The sequence below is a fragment of the Shewanella chilikensis genome (assembly GCF_002836945.1).
GTDB classification, from domain to species: domain Bacteria; phylum Pseudomonadota; class Gammaproteobacteria; order Enterobacterales; family Shewanellaceae; genus Shewanella; species Shewanella chilikensis.
Genome location: NZ_NIJM01000043.1, coordinates 1 through 23,741 on the forward strand (window position 1 = coordinate 1; position 23,741 = coordinate 23,741).

A 23,741-nucleotide genomic window follows, 5' to 3' on the forward strand; every position below is an offset into this window, starting at 1 on the left:
GTCTGCGAGGAGACTTGTCCATCCTCTTTATAGACAAACGCCCTAAGCCAAATCGACCTAGGGCGGTAAAAATATCAAAGACCCGATACCCTGTTAATCACAAGGCAGCCCCGCTTAAGTGAACTACGTTGCCATCCAGCAGAGCCTTGTATCTGAGTGAAGACCTTTTACCGGCTCGAATCTTATTCCAGCGTCCTTCTTTACTTGTCCAAGCTACATAATGAGCCAGTATGAAGTCTTCAGTCTGGCCTATTTTCACTCTTTGCCCATAAAGCCAAACGCTATAATGAACACCACTGGCAAAAAACATCACAAAATAAACTTTTTCGCTACATTGGCATCAAACACCGCAATAGGGCAAACACAAAAATACCATTACCAATTGTTTTAAAAGGAAATTTAAAACTGGCACCAGTTTTGCTTTATCGCAACAAAGATCAAGATAAGGACTTTCACATGAAGCGTAACCTCACCTACACCCTGAGCACGGTTTTGCTGCTTGGGTCTCTGGCCAGCGGCTGCAGTGAACAGCAGCAGGAAGAAGAACAACAAGCCTTTGCCATTCCGGTCGAGACCAGCATAGTCACTCAAGGCCAGGTTTCCTCCTTCTACGCCACCACAGCCACACTGGAAGCGCCACAAGAAGCCCATGTGGTCAGCCGTATTGCCGGGCTGATAGAAACTCTGCAAGTCGAGGAAGGTGACAGAGTCAGCAAGGGACAGTTGCTGGCGGTGATAGACTCCCGTCGCCAACGTTATGAACTGGATAAGGCCGAAGCCGAGGTGCAAATCATCGAGCAGGAGCTCAACCGGCTGAAGAAAATGAATAATCGTGAGTTTGTCAGTGCCGATGCCATGGCCAAACTGGAATTCAACCTGCAAGCCGCCAAGGCGCGTCGGGATTTGGCCAAACTGCAGGTGGAAGAAAGCCAAATCCGCTCTCCCATAGATGGCGTCGTCGCCAAACGTTTTGTCAAACAGGGCAATATGGCCAAGGAGTTTGAAGAGCTGTTCTACCTGGTCAATCAGGATGAGCTCTACGGCATAGTCAATCTGCCGGAGCAGCAACTGAGCAGTTTGCGCATAGGTCAGGAAGCCGAAGTCATCAGTTCCCGCCAGCAGCAAGTGGCGGCCAAGGTGCTCAGAATAAGCCCTGTGGTGGAAGCTACCAGCGGTACTTTCAAGGTAACCCTTTCGATCCCCAATCAGGATGCCAGTCTCAAGGCCGGGATGTTTACCCGGGTGGAACTCAGATACGACACCCACGACAATGTGATAGTGGTGCCCTATAACGCCGTCATCAATCAGGATGATCGCAAGGCGCTCTATGTTATCGAAGAGGGCAAGGCGCAGCGCCGCGAGGTCAAACTGGGTTACCGCCAGGACGATAAAGTGGAAATCATTGAGGGCATAAGTCCGGGTGAACAGGTGGTGGTTCGCGGTCAACACAATCTCAAGGATCAATCATTGGTGGAAGTGATAGCTCCGCTGGATCTGGCCAAGGCCAACTAACTGTCACAAGGACCACCTCTTATGTCTATTATTACCACTTCGGTCAAGCGTCCGGTGACCGTCTGGATGTTTATGCTGGCCGTTATCCTGTTCGGCATGGTGGGTTTCTCCCGTCTGGCGGTAAAGCTGTTGCCTGACTTGAGCTACCCCACACTCACCATACGCACCCTGTACGAGGGCGCGGCACCCGTGGAGGTGGAGCAGCTTATCTCCAAACCTATCGAGGAAGCGGTCGGTATTGTTAAAGGCTTGAGGCAGATAAGTTCGATTTCCCGCTCCGGTATGTCCGATGTAGTGCTCGAATTTGAATGGGGCACAGAGATGGATATGGCCAGTCTCGATGTGCGGGAAAAACTCGACACCATAGAGCTGCCGCTGGATGTAAAAAAGCCTTTGTTGCTGCGCTTTAATCCCAATCTCGATCCCATCATGCGCCTGGCACTGCCAGCCCCCAAAGCCACAGAAGCCGAGCTCAAGCGCCTGCGGACTTATGCCGAAGAGGAGCTTAAGCGGGATCTCGAGTCACTTTCCGGAGTCGCTGCCGTGCGCCTTTCCGGCGGACTGGAGCAGGAAGTGCATATTCTGCTCAATCAAGAGAAACTGGCGCAGCTGGATCTCAGCAGCGAAGCCATTCGCAACCGTATCAGTGAAGAAAACGTCAACCTTTCTGCCGGTAAGGTGATCCAGGGCGACCGCGAATATCTGGTGCGCACCGTTAACCAGTTCCACTCCCTCGATGAGCTGGCCAATGTGATTGTCTATCAAAAGGGCAATACCCTGGTACGTCTTGGCGAAATAGCCGAGGTCACGGATGCCTTTAAAGAGCGCAGCGATATCACCCGCATCGGCGGCAAGGAGTCCATTGAGCTCGCCATCTATAAGGAGGGCGATGCCAATACGGTAGCCGTAGCCAATAAACTCAAGAGCCAGTTGCAACAGATGCGCTCTGAGGCCAAAGACAGCGCCACGCCAGTGCCCGAGATAATTTACGATCAGTCGGAGTTTATCGAAAGCGCCGTCAGTGAAGTGACTTCATCAGCCCTCATCGGCAGTCTGCTCGCGATGCTGGTGATCTACCTGTTCCTTCGAGACATCATCCCTACCCTTATCATCTCCATCTCTATCCCCTTCTCTGTGATAGCCACCTTTAACATGATGTATTTTGCCGATATCAGTCTTAACATCATGTCGCTCGGCGGTATCGCGCTGGCGGTGGGGTTGTTGGTGGACAATGCCATCGTGGTGCTGGAAAACATCGACAGGTGCAAGGCCCAGGGGATGGATCGCCGCCAGGCCGCTATCACAGGAACCAAAGAGGTGGCCGGGGCGATTTTTGCCTCTACCCTGACCACGCTGGCGGTATTTGTGCCCTTGGTATTTGTCGACGGCATTGCCGGAGCCCTGTTTGCCGATCAGGCCATGACCGTTACTTTCGCCCTGCTGGCCTCTTTGCTGGTTGCCCTCACCTCGATTCCTATGCTGGCTTCCCGCGAAGGCTTCACAATGTTGCCGGAACTGGTCAAGCGGGACAAACCGCAGCCACCGGCGGGTAAGCTTGGCAAGCTCAAGCATTACAGCGCCACTGTGTTTACCTTCCCTTTCCTGTTGCTGCTCAGCTATCTGCCAAGATTGCTGCTGACGCTGGTGTTAATCGTCACCCGGCTGCTGGTGTGGCTGGTATCCCTGGTGATGAAGCCACTGTCCAGACTGTTTAACCTTTGCTACGGCTGGCTGGCCGATGGCTATCGGCCGCTGCTGAACCTGGCGCTCAAGTTCCGTGGCATCACTCTGGCGCTGGCCATTGCGGTCACCGCCATCTCTGGCGTCTTGATGAGCCGCCTGGGAATGGAGCTGATCCCACCGATGAATCAAGGCGAATTCTATGTGGAAATCCTGCTGCCTCCCGGCAGTGAGGTGAGCCAAACCGATGCCGTATTGCAGCGTCTGGCGCTGGCTATCAAAGACAGAAAGGAAGTGAAACACGCATACAGCCAGGCCGGCAGCGGTGGTCTCATGACCTCGGATACCCGGCGCGGCGGCGAAAACTGGGGGCGTCTGCAGGTGGTGCTGGCCGATCACCGCGCGTTTGACCAAGTTGCCGCCAAACTGCGCAGCACTTTGCGCACTATTCCCGAGCTGGAAGCGCAGATCCAATATCCCGAGCTGTTCAGCTTCAAGACTCCGCTGGAGATAGAGTTGTCCGGCTATGAACTGGAACAGTTGAAAACCTCGGCCGCTTCACTGGTTAAGGCGCTGGAGGGCGATCCCCGCTTTGTCGATGTCAGCAGCAGCCTGCGTGACGGTCAGCCGGAGCTGAGTATCCGTTTTGATCACGCCAGAATGGCCGCCCTTGGCCTGGATGCACCAACCGTGGCCACCAGCATAGCCCAGCGGGTTGGCGGTACCGTAGCCAGCAAATACACTCTCAGGGAGCGCAAGATAGATATTCTGGTGCGCAGCGAGTTGGATGAACGCAATCAGATAAGCGATATCGATGCCATGCTGATCAACCCATCCAGCCCCCAGCCCATCCCCTTGAGCGCCGTGGCCGATGTCTCGTTGACTCTGGGACCTTCGGCAATCAATCGCATCAGCCAGCAGCGGGTAGCCATAGTGTCGGCCAATCTGGCCTATGGCGATCTCAATCAGGCGGTGACCAGTGCCAAACGCATTCTCAGCCAACTGACGCTGCCCGCCTCGGTGCAAAGCCGATTCGGCGGTCAGAATGAAGAGATGGAGCATTCGTTCCAGTCGTTGAAGATAGCGCTGATCTTGGCGGTATTCCTGGTTTATCTGGTGATGGCCAGTCAGTTTGAGTCATTGCTGCACCCCTTGCTTATCCTGATGGCTGTACCTATGGCACTGAGCGGCAGTATCTACGGCCTGGCGATAACCGGCACCCAGTTGTCTGTCATCGTCTTTATCGGCCTTATCATGCTCGCCGGGATAGTGGTCAATAACGCCATAGTACTGGTGGACAGGATCAATCAGCTCAGGCAAAGCGGCAAACAACGTCTCGACGCCATCAAGCAAGCGGCAGCATCGCGTTTAAGACCCATACTGATGACCACACTGACCACCAATCTGGGGCTGCTGCCCATGGCAATAGGCTTGGGAGACGGCAGTGAAGTGCGTGCCCCCATGGCGATCACTGTCATTTTCGGCCTCAGCCTATCGACTCTGCTGACTCTGGTGGTTATTCCTGTGCTCTATGCCCTGTTCGACCGCAAACAGTACGCCGAGCCGGCCACCATGGGAGAAGGCGCATGAATCTGACCAAACTGGCACTCAAGCGCCCGGTGACCACCAGCATGTTCTTTGTGGCCATTCTGCTCTTTGGTCTGGCCGCCAGCCGCTTGCTGCCGCTGGAGATGTTCCCCGGAATAGAGATACCGCGGATCTTTATCCAGGTGCCTTACAAAGGCTCCTCTCCGGCGGAAGTGGAACGCGACATCACCAATGTCCTGGAAGAGTCACTCGCCACCATGGGTGGACTCGATGAGCTGCGCTCACGTTCCAGCCAGGATGGCAGCGAGATAGAAGTGAGAATGAAGTGGGGTGAAAACGTCGCCGCCCGCAGCCTGGAAGCGCGGGAAAAGGTGGATGCGGTGCGCCATCTGCTGCCAACCGATGTGGAGCGGGTGTTTATCATGCAGTTCTCCACTGCCGACATGCCTATGCTGAATATCAGGATCTCCAGTGAGCGGGAACTCTCCGGCGCCTTCGATCTGCTGGAAAAACAGCTCAAACGGCCACTGGAGCGGGTGGAAGGTGTCTCCAAGGTCACCCTCTATGGTGTGGAGCAAAAACAGATAGAGATACGTCTCGATGCCCAGCGCCTGGCCGCCAGTGGCATGAGTGTTCCCGCCATTCACAAGCGTCTGGCGGCAGAAAACTTTGTGATAAGCGGCGGCAACCTGAGGGACAACGGCCGGGTCTATCAGGTGTCGCCCAAGGGCGAGTTCCGTAATCTCGAAGAGATCAAGGCGCTGGTATTGCTGCCGGGTTTGACCCTGGGCGATATCAGCGAAGTCAATTTCGCCCTGCCTGAAGCCACCGAGGGCCGCCATCTGGATAAGAAATATGCCGTCGGCCTGGATGTGTTCAAGGAATCCGGCGCCAATCTGGTGGAGGTTTCGACTAGGGTGCTTAAAGTGATTGAGGCCGCCAGAGAGGACAAGCAATTTCAGGGGATCAAGCTGTTTATCATGGAAGATCAGGCCCACGGAGTGAAATCGTCGCTCAAGGACTTGTTGATGTCCGGTCTGCTGGGCGCCCTGCTCTCCTTTGCCGTGCTGTATCTGTTCCTGCGCAACCTGCGCATGACCCTGGTGGTGGTTTCCTCCGTGCCCATCTCCATCTGTATGACATTGGCCGGCATGTACTTTCTCGGCTACAGCCTCAATATTCTCTCTATGATGGGGCTGCTGCTGGCGATAGGTATGCTGATTGATAATGCCGTGGTGGTCACAGAGAGTGTGTTGCAGGAGCAGCAACATGGCGCTGTCGATAACAATACAGATGACAACTCCAACAACACTGGCGATCGGGCAATCCTCAACGGGGTCGACAAGGTGGCGCTGGCGGTGCTGGCCGGCACCCTGACCACGGCGATAGTGTTCCTGCCGAATATTTTCGGGGTCAAAGTGGAGCTGACTATCTTCCTCGAACATGTTGCCATCGCCATCTGCATTTCGCTGGCGGCCTCGCTGTTGGTGGCCAAGACGCTGATCCCCTTGATGCTGTCAAAACTGCAACTCAGGTTTGAGCGGGTCGAGAAAGAATCGCGGCTGCAGAAGTCTTACCACACCAGTCTCAACTGGATACTGCAGCACCCGAAAATCGCTACTTGCCTGGCACTGCTGATGTTACTGTCAACCGCCCTGCCGCTGTCGCTGGTGAAACAGGATAGTCAGGACAGCCAAAGCAAGGAGCGCTTCTACATCAACTACCAGTTGGAAGGACGTCACAGCCTGGCGGTCACCGAGGCCATGGTCAGCCAGATGGAGGACTACCTCTATGCCCATAAGGAAGAGTTCCACATAGATGCCGTCTACAGCTATTACTCTCCAGAGGATGCCTCTTCCACCATACTGCTGAAGCCGGATCTGGAAGAAGATGTCGCCGAGCTGAAAAAGCGGATCCGCGAAGGATTTCCCAAGTTCTCCATTGCCAAGCCTCAGTTTGGCTGGGGCAGCGATGAGTCCGGCGTCAGAGTCACACTGACCGGACGCTCCACCTCAGAGCTTATTCGCCTCAGTGAACAGGTGATCCCTTTGCTCTCCAACATAGAGGGCCTGCATGATGTGCGCTCTGAGCTCAACGGTGCCCAGCAGGAGGTGATAGTACAGATAGACAGAGAGCTGGCCGCCCGCCTGGGACTGAGCATCAAGGATATTGCCGGCAGTATCTCCCTGGCACTGCGGGGCGCGGCACTGCGTTCATTTCGCCACGATCCCAGTGGTGAGCTCAGAATCGAACTGGCCTTTGAACGCGACTGGCGTCAGTCGCTGGAGCGGCTAAAACAATTGCCCATAGTGCGGCAGGACAACAAGGTCTATTCGCTCGAGAGTCTGGCCAAGGTGGAAATTGTCCCCAGATTCGATGTCATTCGTCACTATGATCGCCAGACGGCACTTTCCATAGGCGCTAACCTTGAAGATCTCAGTATGGAAGAGGCGCAGAAACAGATCATGGCGGCGCTCAAGCATGTCAACTTCCCCCATGGTTATGACTACTCACTCAGAGGCGGCTTTCAACGTCAGGACGAGGAAGAGTCAGTCATGCTGATCAACATGGTGTTGGCGATTGCCATGATCTATATAGTGATGGCGGCTTTGTTTGAGTCGCTGCTGCTGCCGAGCGCCATCATTACCAGCATACTCTTCTCCATCACTGGGGTATTCTGGGCCCTGTGGCTGAGTGGCACGCCTATGTCCGTGATGGCCATGATAGGCATACTGATCCTGATGGGGATAGTGGTCAACAACGGCATAGTGCTGGTGGATCAAATCAATCAGATGACGCCACCACTGGAGCAGTTGTCTGAGGTCATCGCCTCTGTCTGTGTCACCCGCTTGCGGCCGGTATTGATGACGGTTGGGACCACAGTTCTGGGCCTGCTTCCTCTGGCGCTGGGAGACACCCAGATAGGCGGCGGTGGCCCGCCATACTCACCTATGGCGATTGCCATCATAGGCGGCTTGAGTTTCTCCACCCTGACCAGCCTCTATTTGGTGCCCCTGTGTTACCAGGCCTTCTTCCGCCTGCGTCATAATGCGGCCATCAGGCTCGGGCAATCGCTTAAACTCAGTCAGCGCCTGCTGCCCTGGACCTGAGCTGAAAACACCGCAGAACAGATAAAAAAGCTGCCATTGCAGCTTTTTTATTGCCCGGACATCAATAGCGAACTAGCTTTATCCCAGCACTCAACTATTTGGAGTTCCCATGCCATTTTTGCGTAAACGCTTTACATCACTCGTGCTGTTTACACTTGTCAGCTTGGCTGCCGCGGCGGAAAATAATTCCTATGCCGAGAATCCCTATGCCGAGGTCAAGATAACCACTCATGAACTGCTGCCAGGTCGCTATATGTTAACAGGCGCCGGCGGCAACATAGGTGTCAGCGCCGGGGAGGATGGACTGCTTATCATAGATGACCAGTTTGCGCCGCTGGCAGAGAAGATTTCTGCGGCATTACAGGGTCTCAAGCCGGGCCATCCGGCTTTTGTCATCAATACCCATTTTCACGGCGATCATACCGGGGGCAATCTGTACTTTGGCCAAAACGCCAACATTCTTGCCCACGAGAATGTGCTCAAGCGGTTGAGTGAGAAGGAACCCCAAAAGAAGGCGCTACCTGTTATCACCTATGACAAGGGACTGAAAATTCACTTCAACAACCAGGTGTTGGAACTTATTCATCTGGGCCCAGGGCATACGGATGGTGACACCCTGGTGCTGTGGCAGGATCGCAAACTGGTACATATGGGCGATCTCTTCTTTAAAGACAGATTTCCCTTTATCGATCTCGACCACGGCGGCTCAGTCATCGGCTACAGAGACAATGTCGCGGCCGTGCTTGAACTCATAGAACAGGATACCTTGGTTATTCCAGGTCATGGTGAACTGGCCAACAAGGCCGATCTCCTGAGGTTCAAACATATGCTGGATGACTGCATCAATTGGATGAAAGAGGGCAAGCAGCGCGGCATGTCTCTCGAGCAGATGCAGGCCACAGAACTACCCCAAGCATGGCGGGAATGGGGCTGGCAGTTCATCCCAAAGGAGCGCTGGGTCAAGACCCTATATTCAGGGATTGCAGACGACCAAAACCCTGTCCGGTAACTTGAGGCTCTTCCCTGAGCTGACTAAACTTAAAGTCTGATACGCCCAGGGATCTGAACGCTCATGAACCAAGATGTTCCAAGCGATTCTAAAGGGTCCAGAATCAGTCGGCGTAACATATTGGTCCTGGATCCTGTCGATGGCTTGCCTGACATTGCCGCCGAGTTGGCACCCTTTGGCTGGCATTGTTTCAAAGCACAGCAAGCCCGTGATGCATTGACCCTACTGGGTCAATACGACATCAGGGTAATTGTGGCGGTCATTGAAACCAGTAGCCATAGGTGCCAGGCCAGAGAAATAGCCGATATCCAAAGAAAACACCCCAAACTGCAATGGTTGGCGGTGACAGATGGCATATTGGACACAAGTTGTAGCTGGCTGTTATCGGCAAACTTTATCGATTACTACCACAAGCCTTTGAACTGGTGCCGCTTCAATGACTCTCTGGGCCATGCCTGGGGTATGTCTCAACTGGCACGGGACAACCCCACCGTCGCCATTGATGACGCCCCGCTGACGGCTATTGAAGGCAAGCACCCACTGATCCAAACCTTGCGTCGGGATCTGGAAAAACTGGGGCAATCAGACGATACCGTTCTTCTCAGCGGTGAAACCGGCTCAGGAAAAGGCCTTTGTGCCAAATGGTTGCATTTTCTGTCTCATCGCCGTCAAGGCCCTTTCGTTACCCTCAACTGCGGCGCCCTGCCCGCCAGCCTGATCCAATCAACACTGTTTGGCCATGAAAAAGGCGCCTTTACCGGAGCAGACAAGCGCTATATAGGACATTTGGAACAAGCCGATGGCGGCACCCTGTTTCTGGATGAAATCGCCGATCTGCCGCTGGATCTCCAGGTGAATCTGCTGCACTTTCTCGATGACAAACAAATTATGCGGATAGGCGCTTGCCATCCACAAACAGTCAACTGTCGACTGATATTTGCCTCCCATCAAGACCTTGAAAACGCCGTCGATGAAGGTCGATTTAGGGAAGATCTCTATCATCGTCTCAACGTACTGCGGCTACATGTCCCCAGCCTGAGGGAGTACAAGAGCGATATCATTCCCATGGCAGAACGTTTTTTGCAAAACATTCCGGGCAATGCCAGTTCACTGGTATTCAGTAACCAAGCCCTGAATGCCATTCAGAATTACAACTGGCCGGGTAATGTCAGGGAACTGCAAAACCGTATTCGCCGTGCAGCGGTAATGGCCGAAGGCTCAGAGATCTCAGCCAAGGCCCTGGGGCTTGATAGAATAAAAGAGCATAACCCTGATGCAGAACTGGCCAAACAAAGGGATAACCTGGATGCCGAAGTGCTGCTCAAAGCCATTGCCGATAACCGCCACAATATCTCAGCTGCCGCCCGACAACTCAATATTTCCAGAACGACCTTCTATCGCTTGATAAAGAAGTGTCAAATTCAACTCTGATGCTGCCAGGGAGTCAGTGGCAGCCACTATAGGAGCTCACTATGTTCAATCATCCGCTGATGTTTATCTGGCTTCCACTATTATTGCTGTCTGGGTGTCAGCCACAACAGCCATCCTCTTCAGAGCAGGAACTTAAACAATCTATGGCTGAGATCAAACTCCAACTGGTTAAAATGGAGAAACAAATCAAGGAGATCCATGAAATAGCTACAGCATCGACAGCCCCTAAAGCCAAAGAGTTGCCGCCCTTGGCTGACCTGGATAATCAAGGCAAGCTACCCTCCTTGGGTCAATCTGACGCACCTATCGTCATAGTAGAGTTTTCAGACTTTCAATGTCCCTATTGCAAACGCTTTTTGGAGCTCAGTTTTCCCAAACTCAAGCAGCAATATATAGATACAGGTAAGGTCAGATACCTGGTTCGCAACTTTCCGCTAAGCTTTCACGCCAATGCCGAAAGCGCTGCTATTGCAGCAGCCTGTGCCGGCAAACAAGATAGGTACTGGCCAATGCGAGAACAACTTTTTGCCAATATTACCCGGCTCAATCCTGAACTCTATTTAAGTAGTGCCAAGCAGCAAGATTTACAACTGCCGGACTTTGAAGCCTGCCTTGATGATCCTGCCATTAAGGCGAGTGTCATGGCAGATCTCCAGTACGGTCAGCAATATGGCGTCACTGGCACCCCAAGTTTTATCATAGGTCGAGTAAGTAATAACCAGATGCAGACACCCAAGTTATTGGTAGGAGCTCATCCCTACGAAGCCTTTAGTGCCATTTTGGATAAATTACAGCAGGATAATTAGTCTGACTCTTCTGCCCACCGACGCACTCCCTCCTCCGCTCCAAACAAACTGGCCTGCGCTACACGCAGGCCTGCTACTGAACAAGTGATACAAGCTGAAACATACCCAAACATCTGATTCTAAAGCAAGCCATTCACAGTGTTCCAAAGACGAAACACCCAGACTGTTACACCTGACAGACAAAACAGAAAAAACACAAAAAAATCAGAATATTAACCATATGGAATGACGTTTGCTTATCAGGGAGGCGTTTGGATATTTGCTGTGCGAATCCGGCCATTCCTTTGGGAAGCCTTAACCGGTGATGTTACTCGATTGCAGCAAGCTCACTAAAATGTGCGGCCACTGTCAGTGGCCAAACAAACTTCGGAGGGATAGCAAGATGAAACTATTCCAGTGTAACTGGCTGATCAGGGCTCTGGGTGTCGTCCTGATTGGCGGCGCCTCGCTTTACGGTGCCTCGAGTTTGACGCCCGTCAACGCCTCCTTCTTCCCGCAACAGTTCGATCAAGCTTGTATGGCCGAACAAGCGGGATTTGCCCTCAATTGTACAGCCAATGATGTCAGGGTAAGTAAGGTGGATAATGTCCGCAATCTGGATGGTACCACGCCGGTAGAATGCGTCCTGGGAGACGATGTGACTTTCCTGGCTGATGTGACCATTACTACTACTGCTAATCAAAGGTATGACTATTCCGTCTATCTGCCGGAAGGCAGTTGGAGTGCTCAGGACTCAGATCCCAATAATGAGTGTTCAATTCTGCTCGGGCGTACCAATGGTCCCGGCGTTGACCTGGAAGAAAACCTCGATGCCTGTGCCGATATCAGTAAAGCTGCAGGTTATGATGCCACTCATGTCTATAGCGGCGAGCAGATCACCCTGTTCTGTCGCGATGATGATAACTCAGGCAAGGCTGAGTTCAATTACTGTGCCGCCTGGCACAACAAAACCGGTGCCGATTGCAGTGAAAACAATCCCGCTGCCCCCGGCACACCATCCAAGTGTCGTTGCGATGCGTTTGATATCGACGTCTTTATCAAACCCAACCCACCTGTGATCAATAAAAAACTCATCACCAGCAATACCCAAAATGAACCCGGAGGCACTTACACTTTTGAGTTGAGTTTCAACAACCCCAATGCCCAAACTTCACTGTTCATCACTTCGTTAAGCGATGAAGTGGATATTGGTGCCGATGGTAACTATGACACTTCACTGAACTTGTGGAGTGCAGGCGGACCTGTGGGAGCCAGTGATGGTGTGTACCTAAAATCCTCCAACTGTACTCAACCGGCTAATGGAGGAGAAATTCTGCCAAGTGGGTCTTATAGCTGTCAGTTTACTGTTCATATAGTCGATAGGGACTTGCCGGATCTTGCCCCTAATATCGAGTTGTATGATGACTTGATTAAGCTGGCGCTGGAAGACAAAAACGGCGATGACGTCATCGACAGCAACAGCTGTGCTGCGGTTAACGGCATAGACGGTGAACACTGCTCCAATGTGGTCCAAGTACAGGTTGAAAACCTGAACCCCACCATCACAGTGTTGAAAACTGCAAGCCCGGATCAGGTTCCTGAGTCAGGTGGAAACGTGACTTATACCGTTAGGGTCAATAACACTGCCGAAGCCTATGATTCACCACTTGAACTCTTCTATTTGGTAGATGACAAGTTTGGTGATCTCAATGGCAAAGGGAGTTGTAGTACTTATCTCGATATCGCCTACGGTAGTTACTATGAATGTAGCTTCACTGAATTTATCAGTGGCACCGGCGCCGGTTCTCACACTAATACCGTGACTGCCAAGGCCTATGACGATGAGATGATAGAAGCTATGGCTGCCGACTCAGCCACAGTGGTTATCAATGACATTCCTTCCATGATCACCTTGGATAAGAGTGCCGATCCTACTTCTGTACTGGAAACAGGTGATGACCTCTCTATCTTCCGTGATGTGGAGTTTACCTTCCTGTTTGGTGTTAAAGATCAAATCAATGGTCAAAACACAGTTGATACCGTGACCTTCAACACCTTGGATGACTCTGTATTTGGTGATCTTACCGCTAAATGTGAAGTAGACACTGTTGACGGCTTGCCATATGGTCCGGCACCACTCGCTGGTTTAATGCTGGATCCCGGTCACAATGCCAGTTGTACCATCACACTGCAGGTGCAAGGAAACAGGACAGATATACATACCAATCTGGCAACCATATACGGTACAGATGAAGATGGCCAGGCCGTGGATGCCATGGATGATGCCACTGTAACCTTTACCCCAGGGTCACCCGCAGTTGATATGGACTTTGCCGCCAGTATGTTGGTGGTACTGGGTATGCATAATGCCGACGTGAACAATGCCAACCTGACTATGCTCACCGCTGCAGGTGTCGATGTGTTCCCAGGTGCCGATATGCCCGGTTTCAAACTGATTAATTCGGGCGGCACTTTCGAAGGCGTCAACTATGGTTCCTGTGCATTAAACCATCCATTTGGTTACACAGGTTCTGGAACAGAAGACTACTTCTGTGCCTTTACCATAGAATTTAAACCCGGTTTGGAAAACACAGATCCTATCGTCTTCCTGGGTGATGTGATAGTGAAACTGGTTAACAGTAAAGGAGATGAATCTACAGCCGATGTGACCATTCAAGTCGGCACCAATGAGAACTAACCAGCTCAGGCGTTCTCCAATACAAAAAGCCAAGGGTATTACCCCTTGGCTTTTCCACTCTTGGCTTCAGCCAGTTTGATTGTCATACAAAACCAAAATCAACTAGTGCTTACCCTTTCCCTTATTGCCACCTTGGCTGCTACCGGAATCTGTCGAGCTCAAACTGATGGTCACAATTGCGGTTGCACTCTCTTTACCATCAGAAATGGTATAGCTGAAACTATCTGTGCTCTTGAAACGTTTACCCGGTGTGTAACTTATCTGTCCATTAGCCAACAGCTCGACCGTGCCCAGGCTGCTGCGACCAACTGACGTAACCTGCAAAACATCGTCATCCGCGTCTGTGTCATTGCCAAGCACATTGATACTCACCGCCGACTTACTGGCGATACTGACGCTATCATTCACTGCTTCAGGGGCGGAATTCACTGGAGCAGCAATTGAAAACAAGGCTTCAGTACTTGCCTGGTAACCACTATCAGCATTATCCAAGACTCTGAACGTCAGCCCATAATCACCGGCTTCAGCATTAGCAGCAGAAATCACTGTCACAGAAACCGTTTTGCTCTCTCCCGGAGCCAGGTTCAGATCCTGACTGTTACTACTCCATCCGGCGGGAACATCGGCCAAAATGCGATAGCTGGACGCCTGGCAACTGCCACTGTTTTTATTGCTGACAGTCAGTTGGTAGCTTTGAGCAGCCCCGGCAGCGACCGCGACATCCGGACCAACGACCGAGACCAATGGCGCCACCAAGCTACAAGGTGTTTTCACTGCATAGCTGGCCAAGGCCGAGCTCTGGTACTCCGGCGCATCGTTCTGCACAGCTGCCAAACTAAAATTGTATACCCCATCGGAACTCTGTTCACTGGAGGTAATCTGAATACCGACATTGGCACTCTCCCCCGGGGCCAGAATAACGCGACCGCTGTTTGCCTGCCAACCGCTGGGTAAAGCCGCCGTCAGTCGATATTCTGCCGCCTCACAACTCGTGTTGCTGTTGTTGGTCAAAGTCCCCTGATAAGTTACCGTCTCCCCCGGTACAGCAATCACATTGGCCTGCTCCAGTGCCCAGGATGGTGCTGCCAATTCACAAACCGCAGCGACTTCGTCCACCATATATCCAAGCAGTACTTCACTCTGGTAACCACTATCGGCTTGATTGGCGGCAACCACAGAAACTTCATAAAGGCCAGGCGTAACATCTGCAGCCGAACTCAAGCTAAAGCTCACGGGTTGACTTTGACCCGGAGCCAACTCAACACTACTCCCTTGGAATTGCCAACCTGCAGGTACTGAAGCATTCAGCGCAAACACACTGGCAGCACATTCCAGACTATCCCTGTTGGTCAGTATTGCGTTATAGGTAACCAAGGTTCCCGGCTGAACCCACTGCGGGGTTTGCTGCTCAAGCACCAGCTCAGGCGCAGCTGCCACACAGGCCCTCCCCTGGTAATCAACATAAACTCCAGCACCGTTGGCATCGGCATATTCAGTGGTAAAACTCACGCCGGCATCGCTATCTGTGTAACTGTTGCCGACAACCAGGGCAGCATCGTCGAGGTCAAACAGGCTACTCTGCGGGGTCATGTCCAATAATTGACTGCTCTCGATATCCTGATCGCTACTGTTAAGGTGCACCAGCACGCCTTGAGTCACCGCCTTGCCTGCCATAAAGGCATCAAATCCCAGAGGCTGACGATACTCAAGATAGTACCAAAGCGGCTCACCACTCAAACTGTCTGTGCCACGACGAACTTTCAGGCCGCGAGCCCCCCCTTGCGCATCACTTTCATAGGGAGCCAGCTGAAAACTACCGGCTTCATCGGCGCTGACAATATCGCCCCGCTCTTCGGTCAACCAACCTAAGCGGGCCTTGTTCAACAGATTGAAATGTCCTTCCGACTTACCCATGATGTCCAGCGTATCGCCATAGGTAATGGCAACACAGGAATCACTCAAATAGCCGCTACCACAGTTAAGTTCTTTGGCATGTTTCAAGCCCAGGTTATGCCCAAGCTCATGCCCTATGGTCATCAAATTCAGTTCACCGTTGATCCAGGCTCTGGAGGGACTACCACCTACCGTCCCCTGACCACGCCAACTGCAACTACTGTTCTTAGGCAGGAGATAAACCAAACGTGAGTACTGACTCAGATCAAAACCTGCATCTTTGGCGGCTTGTTGGGCATAACTGTCCATTCCAAAATAGTCACAGTTAGTATCGATTGGCAAAGTCAGATAGCCACTAACATCACCACTGAGCCAGGTCTGACCGTATGAGGCTTCCAGGTAATAGTCATTGACTCTACCGAACACCATCTGCCGTACTTCCTCGATACTCCAAGGTTGCAGGTTCGGGTTATCCTGAAAGTTAAGCAGCAATACCAAGAGTTTTTGCTCACCCGTGGTGCCACTGAGTACAGCCCCGGTACCCTTGACCAGGTTTTGGCTTTGCGTTTCATCCAAAGCCAAAACCTGTAAATTTTCCGGCTTGGTAAGAACTACAGCCTTGGGCTCTTGTGCCGCATCTTTAAACTGCCAACCTTTTACCCTGACTTGAATGCCGGTTTTCAATCCAGCTTCGGCCTTGGGCAAAAACAGCTCCACAGAGGTTTCGCCACTGGTGAGGAAGTATCTGAGTTTATGACCATCACCTGTCGCCAACTCCTCATAAATAACCTCAAGTTTTCCCTGAAACTCTTGTTCGGATGCAAAAAAAGTTTGTAACTCAGTTGGGCTCTGGGCTCTGAGAGACTCAGGTAAGATCAACCCCAAAGCAGCCTGAGGCTGGCTACGCACCAACTCAAGCATAGCCATCTGTCTGGACTCGGCCAGAGATTGCAACAAGGCAATATCTTTCTTGGCTCTCAGGCCTCTGGCGAGAGCTTGGGATTGAGAAACCGCCTGTTGTTTCAGTTGAGTGGCGGGCGTTGCATTAAACCCGGCATGTCTATGGGAGTTCTTTTGTACACCGTTAGGGGACTGAGCCAATACCGGCAAGGCAAGCAACAAGCTGCTAAGCAGCAGAAGAACGGAACGGGTCATATCTGTCTCTCAGGCAATACAAAGCCCTGCAAACCTAAAAAAGGTTCTGGCAGACTTTGCATATGGTTTACAGGGAAGCCAAGTAACTCTTTAGATTTCCTTTCCGCCGTGAATGAGGACTTGCTTCGAACTTAGCCCAGGATCTCTTCGAATCCTTAGGAGGACGACATTCTATAAACCAGCCTATATTTTGTACACCCCTCAAAACCCTTGAATTTAGCGGCTTTGGGGAGTTTTCCTTGTAAAACAGACCTTAATAAAGATTAAAAAATAAACTGGTTTGACCAGATTATTTTTTGACATTATTCATGATGTTAATGAAAAGTAAACTTGAATAAGTGTTTTTTTCTGCCATTACAGTTCGTTATTAGACAAAGTCAAATTTACATCCAATAACATTTTTTTGACACCCTGCTTTCAACTTCAAACAGGACATGTCCCGAGTGAAACTAATCAGGCAGAAATTTAGAGGGGAATATTACGAAAATGCCACAACACCCAATAGATGGGCTTGAGGTCGCGGCCGCCGATATCACGAAAAGGCCGCAGCAACAGATATAACCACTGCCAACTGACCAGGAAACTTTTGGCCTCACGCCAGATAGCTTCACCGCCGGCCAGGCGATAACTGGCTATCGCCTGGGTTATCGCTTCATTGGCAGGCCCCATGTAGCGATATAAGCTGTGAATGTACACCAGCAGATCCCTTATCTGCTGCATCAGCATGTCTTTACCCTTTTGATTGGCCTCAAAATCGATAAAGGTCACCTGTCCTTGCTGCCAACTGATATCCCTGAGCGCCGGACGGCCATGGGCCAGCCCCATGCTGTGTAAACCAGCCAGCGCTGCTGCGCTGTCATTGAGGATCTGTTGCATGCCCGGTTTATCTTGCGATTTGAGTATCAACCATTCTCTGACTGTTACTCCAACATCCTCCACCACAAAGTAGCCCTTGTCGGCCTGAACAATACGCGGCACCGGGGCTGAACGGCTGGCCAGGTGCTCCAGAGTCAGTTTCTCTTTCTCAAGCGCCAGTTGGGGATTGGGTTTCAACACCCGCATGGCTCCCTGCAGTGTCTCGGCTTGTTTAAGCCAATACTTTTTACCCTCATATTCAAACGAGCAAATACGTTCCCCGGGATGAGCTTCCAGCACCCGCAGAACATATTGATTGAATTTGGGTTGAGTCATCTACAAGGTTTCCTTCAAAGAGTTTGTTGTAAGTCACAGAAATTACTTATTAGTATCTTAGGGAGTGGCGTTCGAAGCAAACCAACTCAGGATAAACTCTTGTTATTTAACGAATCCCAAGTGAAATTCGCCACAAATGGTTAATAATGAAAACAGCAAAACAATAAAGTTAACAAGCTGCGAACAAATCAACTACTACTAATGAGGGGGGCTAGCGGATAGGCTTTTAGCAGGCTCCGATCAGCAAGACTGATCGGAGTTTAAGAGCGGGAACTATTACTGTTTTTCTTGCCAAGGTTCGGCCTTATCAGCCAACAACACAGGGATCCCGTCATTGATCGGATAAGCCAGCCTATCTGCCTTACAGATAAGCAGCTGTGCCTGTTTGTCATATTCCAGTCTGCCTTTACATACCGGGCAGGCTACGATTTCCAATAGTTTCTTATCAAACGCCATCAGACTGTCCTTTTTGGTTTGCCTTTTGTTTGTTTGCCATTGCCTCCCGTACTCGAGTCAGCAATTGGGCATCGAATTGGGGTGATAGCTTGGCATTGACGGCCAGATACCACCAGTGTTGTTTTGCAAATTCGCGACACTTGATCGCATCTTTTTCTGTCATCAGCACAGGCAGCTCATCACCAAGCGGTGCCAAAGCCTCTGGGCTGTAGGCTTGATGATCGGCAAAAACTTCTTGAGCTTCGAGCTTAAACCCCATCAGAGAGAGGGTTTCAAAAAAACGCTCCGGATTACCGATACCTGCCATGGCTTTGACCGCCATAGGCGCTGTAGGAGCCTGAGCCTGGTTTTCCCCAGCAACACTCAGCACAGCGCCGGGAATGAGCTGCATACCAAACTCTCTGACGGTATCACAGGCTTCGCCGTTGTGGATTACAAAATCAGCCTTTTCCAAACGCCAGGCTCCCTCTCTCAAAGGGCCCGCCGGCAGTAACATACCGTTGCCCAAGCGGCGCCTGGCATCAACAACCACCACTTCGATATCCCGCGCCAAGCGATAGTGCTGCAAACCGTCATCACTGATAATAATATCCACAGTGTTGGAGGTAAGCAGTAACTCGGCGGTGGCTATACGATCCACTCCCACGGCCATGGGCACTTGAGTACGGGCCACTATCATCGCCGGCTCATCACCAAAATCGCTTGGATTGGCCCCGGGAGGCACCAGCCTAGGTTCAGTTTGACCACTGCCATAACCACGGCTTATTACTCCGGGCCGATAGCCATAGTGCCTGAGCAGCTCAATCAAATAGATGACGGTTGGCGTCTTGCCGCTGCCGCCAACGGTAATATTACCGACTATGATCACAGGTACAGGCAGAGTTTGCGAGGCCTTGAGGCCAAGTTTAAACCCCAGGCGTCTCAGGCCACTGAGCAAAGCAAACAGCCAGGAAAGCGGCCAAAGTAGCCACCTTGCCCAATGCTTGTGATACCAGATACGGTTAAGCAGAGCTTCCACTTAACCTCCGAATTGCATCTGGTACAGCTTGGCGTACGTCCCATCCTTTTCCAGCAGACTCTGGTGAGTGCCACGCTCGAGGATCTTGCCCTGATCGACCACTAATATCTGATCGGCACTTTCAATGGTCGACAGTCTGTGGGCAATCACAATCGAGGTGCGATTGCGGCGCAGGTTATCCAGCCCCTTCTGAATCGCCTTCTCGGATTCGGTATCCAGTGCCGAGGTTGCCTCATCAAGGATCAACACAGGGGCGTCTCTGAGGATGGCTCTGGCAATGGCGATCCGCTGGCGCTGACCACCAGACAGCATCACGCCGTTCTCACCTATCTCGGTATCCAGTCCTTGGGGCAAGGCTTCGATAAACTCCATCGCATAGGCTAATCTGGCGGCGTTTTCTATCTGTTCGCGGGTCGCCTCGCCTGGGTAGGCATAAGCGATATTGTTGGCTATGGTGTCGTTGAACAGGGTGACCTGCTGCGACACCAACGCAACCTGGCTACGCAAACACTTGAGTGAATAGTCGTAAATGCTGACATCATCCAGGGTGATCTCCCCCTGCTTGAGCCCGGTGTAGAAACGGGTTACCAGACTGGCGATGGTCGACTTACCCGAGCCTGAGCGGCCCACCAGCGCCAGTGTCTGCCCCTGACGCACTTCAAAGTCGATATTCTCAAGCGCCAGACGTTCCTGTCCCGGATAACCAAAGCTGACATTATCGAAACGCAGATTGCCTTCAACCCGCTCTACTGTGTGAGTGCCGCTATCGGATTCCCCGGGAGTATCCAGCAGCTCAAACACTGTGGTACAGGCGGCGATACCACGTTGAAACTCGGCGTTGACCCGGGTCAGGTTCTTGATGGGCTGTAACATGGCCAGCATAGCGCCCAGGATAGTGGCAAAGGTACCCGCCGTCAGTTCATCCTTCAGGCTGTCAAAACTGGCAGCATAGAGTACAAAGGCCAATGCAAAGGAGCCGATGATCATGATAAGCGGCTGGCTGATGGCCTGGGCCGCAGCCAATTTCATATTCTGATAACGGTTGTGATCGTTGACCTTGGCAAAGCGATCGGCCTCTGTCTTCTGACCACCAAAAGACAATACGTTCTTGTGGCCCTTGATCATCTGCTCGGTCACAGCAGTCACTGACCCCATGGCGCCCTGGATCTGCCGCGATACTTTACGGAAGCGGCGGCTGACAACGGCAATCACCACCCCGATGAAAGGACCAATGATCAGAATACACAGCGACAGTTTCCAGGAGTAATAGAACATCAACCCCAGCATGCCTATGACAGTAACGCTATCTCTCACCAAGGTGATCAGCGCACTGCCGGAGGCTCTGGCGATTTGCTCTGTGTCAAAGGTCACTTTGGAGATCAAGGAACCTGTGTTTTCCCTATCCATATAGCTGACCGGCAGCGACAGTATGTGTTCAAACACCTGCTGACGCATGTCCTGAATAAGCTTGGCGCTGATATAAGAGATGCCATAGGTAGAGACAAAGTTGGCCACCCCCCGAAGACTGAACAGCCCCACCACCACAAAGGGAGCCATGGTCAACACATCCGAGCTGGCATTAAACCCCTTGGAGGTACCCAGCTCGACGCCGGCAACGACCGAATTATTGGCAAACCCTTCATCGATAAAAGGTTTCACAAAAGCGATAAAAGTAGCGTCCACAACCCCATAGGTGATCAACGCCAGAATCGAGATGACAAATACCCCTTTGAGGGGCTTGAGGTAGGTCAGCAAACGTCTGAAAACTGTCCAGACTTCACGTTGTTGAGATGTGCTCATCAGCGAAACTATATTTATGACAAAGTCGCCATTCTACTCTGGATTCCCTGCCATACCAAACCCAAACAAGCGGTTATACCAAAATGGCGCCAGATCCTCGCGGTAACTGTGCACTGTGTAACCCTGGCCATCAAAGTGGAGACTCACCTGCCCCAGTTCCCCGGAAATCAAGGCTTGGGCGCCGATGGCCCGATACCTCAAGCGTATCTCCTCCTTGGGAAATCCCCAGCGATTGCCATGCCCGGCAGCAAACAACACCCACTCGGGGGCTATTTCGCCGATAAACTCAGGATGGGATGAAGTACGGCTGCCATGATGGGGCGCCAGTAAAATATCACTCTCAAGTGAGCCTTTTCCATGCAATAAGGCGACCTCACCGGCCAATTCTATATCCCCCGGCAACAGCACCCTATGATGACCATCGAAGAGTTGCAGTACGCAGGAGCCGTTGTTGCCTGGCTCAGGCACTTTGGGGCCAAGAAAGTTAAGCTCTATCCCTTGCCAATCAAGCATCCCCGGACGGCAGCCCCTGTGCCAACGCTTTGAATGACGGCTCTGTAGCTCAGAAACATCGGTTATCAACCCTGCCTTGTCAAAGGCCTGCATCAGCACTTGAGTGCCACCGGCGTGGTCATTATCCCCATGGCTGATAATCAGGTAATCGAGTTTGGTCACACCTTTGGCACCAAGGAAAGGCACTATCACCCGCTCTGCGTAGCTGAAACGCTCGCCAAAGGCCGCACCTGTATCATAAAGCAAGGCATGTGGCCCCTTTTGTACCACCACAGCCAGCCCCTGGCCTACATCCAACATATGCATTTGCCAGCCCTTGGGTTTGAGCAGGCCAAGCCATAGCCCGAGCTGCAGTACAAAGGGTATTATCAGCAGCATCGCCACTCCCCGCCCCTTGGGCAACATACGCCAGCAAAGCCATGCCGGAAACAGCAATAGCGCCGCGGCGCTGAGAGCCTGCGGCAACATGAGCCAGCCGCCGGGAAGCTGACTATTGAACTGCCATAATTTTTGTACCGGCCAGAGACTGAAAGACGCCAATTGCCAAGGCATGAGTGCCACTGCATCCATGCCGAGAGCTGAAAATATCGACCACAGCAGCAGTGCCAGCAGCGCCAGAGGGATCACCAGTAAACTGAACCAAGGCACCAGCAGCAAATTGAGCCACAAACTGTGAACCGTCACGGCGCCAAAGAGTACCGCCTGCAGTAGCGACAGCCCCAGACAAAGGCGCCACTGTATAGCCCAGAATGCCAGGGCCCAGCGCTTGAGCTTTGCTGGCCAGTGGGTCAGTACTTGCTCCTGCTCCAGAGCCTTAGGATTATGAACTTGATGATTAAGGCTCAACAGAATTAACGCCAGCGCCGAAAATGACAGCCAAAAGCCGCCACTGAGACTGGCCAAGGGATCAATCAAGAGCACACAGGCCAGTGCCCACAGCAGCCGCTCCCAGGCCGAGGCATAGCGCATCATTAAAGTCGATAACACCAACAAGCACAGCATCAACAAGGCTCTTTGGGTGGCAATGGCAAAACCTGCCAGATAGGCATAAAAGAGTGCCATCAGCAATGCCGCCAAAGATGCCAGTACCAAATTGCGCCGCCCATAGACGGGTGCCCAACGCTTGAGCGCTCCAAAACTCAGCAGATAACACCAGAAAGCGACCACCGAAAGATGCAACCCCGAAATCGCCACCAAGTGGGCATTGCCGGATTGGCGTAACTCTTGCCAGCGCGCCTCGGAAAAGAGTGACCGCTCACCCAAGGTCAGCGCCAGCAGCAAATCACCGCCCTCAATTTCGGCCAATACTGGAGTTAACTCTGTGACCAAACGTGCCCGAAGCCCAGTTGATGGCAACAGCCGCTCACCTGATATTACCTGGCCTCTGGCGGTTATCCGCTCACCAAGCAGATAACGCTGACGATTGAAGCCGCCCTGATTGAGCACGGCGGCAAAGGATCTGGGCTTGACTTCAAACTGCCACACCTCACCCAATTGCGGCGATGGCAATGCATCCCCCTGCCAGCTCAAACGCCACATCGAGGCCAGGGGTGCCAACAGGGTTGCAGAATTATCATCAATTGGCCGAATATCCATGCGGATCCAGTCGCCGTTTGCAGAAACTAGTGATATGATTTCGCCCCGCAGTGTCTGAGTAACAGATGTTTCAGAGCTGGATGATGAGTCAGTAAGGCTTTTAATATCAATGACTAACTGACAGTAAACACTGACCCACAGCACGCCGCCCAAAGCACCATAGAGCAAAGCACTTCCCTTGGGAACCCAGCTCCCGCTCCAGACTCTGAGGCACAAAACCAGCAGCACTGCAATAATTGGCAATGAGAATAAGGGCGGTATCCAGGGCCAAAGCATGGCCGAAAGTACGGCGATGCCAAAGCCCGATAAGCATTGATTCATCATTGAGTAATTTAAGACAGCAATC

The 23,741-nt window shown here is 52.1% G+C and carries 13 protein-coding genes; 7 read left to right on the forward strand and 6 right to left on the reverse strand.

Translation table 11 applies throughout. The annotated features are described in order from the left end of the window. Nucleotides 1–456 precede the first annotated feature (456 nt). The 7 genes from CX651_RS14885 (at nt 457) to CX651_RS14915 (ending at nt 13,773) form a co-directional block, all read left to right on the forward strand. The gene (locus CX651_RS14885; RefSeq protein WP_101056697.1) at nt 457–1,512 is read left to right on the forward strand and encodes an efflux RND transporter periplasmic adaptor subunit; all 1,056 of its coding nucleotides are present in this window, start codon (nt 457–459) and stop codon (nt 1,510–1,512) included. A 21-nt stretch (nt 1,513–1,533) separates the two neighbouring features. Next, nucleotides 1,534–4,782 (forward strand): efflux RND transporter permease subunit, encoded by a 3,249-nt coding sequence (locus tag CX651_RS14890; protein ID WP_101056676.1) that lies wholly within the window; start codon nt 1,534–1,536, stop codon nt 4,780–4,782. Continuing rightward, on the forward strand, nt 4,779–7,850 hold the full coding sequence (locus CX651_RS14895; RefSeq protein ID WP_101056677.1) for an efflux RND transporter permease subunit: 3,072 nt from the start codon (nt 4,779–4,781) through the stop codon (nt 7,848–7,850). Before CX651_RS14890 ends, CX651_RS14895 begins: the two co-directional genes overlap by 4 nt. 109 nt (nt 7,851–7,959) lie before the next feature. Then, on the forward strand, nt 7,960–8,859 hold the full coding sequence (locus CX651_RS14900) for an MBL fold metallo-hydrolase (RefSeq protein WP_101056678.1): 900 nt from the start codon (nt 7,960–7,962) through the stop codon (nt 8,857–8,859). 63 nt (nt 8,860–8,922) lie between these two features. Then, on the forward strand, nt 8,923–10,290 hold the full coding sequence (locus CX651_RS14905; RefSeq protein ID WP_101056679.1) for a sigma-54-dependent transcriptional regulator: 1,368 nt from the start codon (nt 8,923–8,925) through the stop codon (nt 10,288–10,290). Nucleotides 10,291–10,433: 143 nt separating this feature from the next. Continuing rightward, the gene (locus CX651_RS14910) at nt 10,434–11,096 is read left to right on the forward strand and encodes a DsbA family protein (protein ID WP_157822691.1); all 663 of its coding nucleotides are present in this window, start codon (nt 10,434–10,436) and stop codon (nt 11,094–11,096) included. A gap of 382 nt (nt 11,097–11,478) precedes the next feature. Further along, nucleotides 11,479–13,773, forward strand: coding sequence for a hypothetical protein (locus CX651_RS14915; protein ID WP_101056681.1), 2,295 nt, complete (start codon nt 11,479–11,481; stop codon nt 13,771–13,773). Nucleotides 13,774–13,875: 102 nt separating this feature from the next. Here the strand turns inward: CX651_RS14915 and CX651_RS14920 are convergent, their stop codons facing one another. The 6 genes from CX651_RS14920 to CX651_RS14945 form a co-directional block, all read right to left on the reverse strand. Then, nucleotides 13,876–16,821, reverse strand: a complete 2,946-nt coding sequence (locus tag CX651_RS14920) for an NEW3 domain-containing protein (protein ID WP_101056682.1) — start codon at nt 16,819–16,821, stop codon at nt 13,876–13,878. A gap of 465 nt (nt 16,822–17,286) precedes the next feature. Then, the gene (locus CX651_RS14925; RefSeq protein ID WP_101056683.1) at nt 17,287–18,012 is read right to left on the reverse strand and encodes a BUD32 family EKC/KEOPS complex subunit; all 726 of its coding nucleotides are present in this window, start codon (nt 18,010–18,012) and stop codon (nt 17,287–17,289) included. A 276-nt stretch (nt 18,013–18,288) separates the two neighbouring features. Continuing rightward, the gene (locus tag CX651_RS14930) at nt 18,289–18,468 is read right to left on the reverse strand and encodes a Trm112 family protein (protein ID WP_101056684.1); all 180 of its coding nucleotides are present in this window, start codon (nt 18,466–18,468) and stop codon (nt 18,289–18,291) included. Continuing rightward, complete coding sequence (gene lpxK / locus CX651_RS14935) at nt 18,458–19,486, reverse strand: tetraacyldisaccharide 4'-kinase (protein ID WP_101056685.1); 1,029 nt, start codon at nt 19,484–19,486, stop codon at nt 18,458–18,460. The genes CX651_RS14930 and lpxK overlap by 11 nt, the downstream gene beginning before the upstream one ends. Beyond that, complete coding sequence (gene msbA, locus CX651_RS14940) at nt 19,487–21,286, reverse strand: lipid A export permease/ATP-binding protein MsbA (RefSeq protein WP_101056686.1); 1,800 nt, start codon at nt 21,284–21,286, stop codon at nt 19,487–19,489. Between the two features lie 33 nt (nt 21,287–21,319). Beyond that, nucleotides 21,320–23,719, reverse strand: a complete 2,400-nt coding sequence (locus CX651_RS14945) for a DNA internalization-related competence protein ComEC/Rec2 (protein ID WP_308427932.1) — start codon at nt 23,717–23,719, stop codon at nt 21,320–21,322. Between the last annotated feature and the right edge of the window lie 22 nt (nt 23,720–23,741).

What these genes read in the sequence shown, in the direction of transcription:
- CX651_RS14885 (WP_101056697.1), top strand. Translation starts at nt 457, where the DNA reads ATGAAGCGTAACCTCACCTACACCCTGAGCACGGTTTTGCTGCTTGGG.
- msbA (WP_101056686.1), bottom strand. Translation starts at nt 21,286, where the DNA reads ATGAGCACATCTCAACAACGTGAAGTCTGGACAGTTTTCAGACGTTTG.
- CX651_RS14945 (WP_308427932.1), bottom strand. Translation starts at nt 23,719, where the DNA reads ATGATGAATCAATGCTTATCGGGCTTTGGCATCGCCGTACTTTCGGCC.
- CX651_RS14910 (WP_157822691.1), top strand. Translation starts at nt 10,434, where the DNA reads ATGGCTGAGATCAAACTCCAACTGGTTAAAATGGAGAAACAAATCAAG.
- CX651_RS14920 (WP_101056682.1), bottom strand. Translation starts at nt 16,821, where the DNA reads ATGACCCGTTCCGTTCTTCTGCTGCTTAGCAGCTTGTTGCTTGCCTTG.
- CX651_RS14900 (WP_101056678.1), top strand. Translation starts at nt 7,960, where the DNA reads ATGCCATTTTTGCGTAAACGCTTTACATCACTCGTGCTGTTTACACTT.
- CX651_RS14925 (WP_101056683.1), bottom strand. Translation starts at nt 18,012, where the DNA reads ATGACTCAACCCAAATTCAATCAATATGTTCTGCGGGTGCTGGAAGCT.
- CX651_RS14895 (WP_101056677.1), top strand. Translation starts at nt 4,779, where the DNA reads ATGAATCTGACCAAACTGGCACTCAAGCGCCCGGTGACCACCAGCATG.
- CX651_RS14905 (WP_101056679.1), top strand. Translation starts at nt 8,923, where the DNA reads ATGAACCAAGATGTTCCAAGCGATTCTAAAGGGTCCAGAATCAGTCGG.
- CX651_RS14915 (WP_101056681.1), top strand. Translation starts at nt 11,479, where the DNA reads ATGAAACTATTCCAGTGTAACTGGCTGATCAGGGCTCTGGGTGTCGTC.
- CX651_RS14890 (WP_101056676.1), top strand. Translation starts at nt 1,534, where the DNA reads ATGTCTATTATTACCACTTCGGTCAAGCGTCCGGTGACCGTCTGGATG.
- CX651_RS14930 (WP_101056684.1), bottom strand. Translation starts at nt 18,468, where the DNA reads ATGGCGTTTGATAAGAAACTATTGGAAATCGTAGCCTGCCCGGTATGT.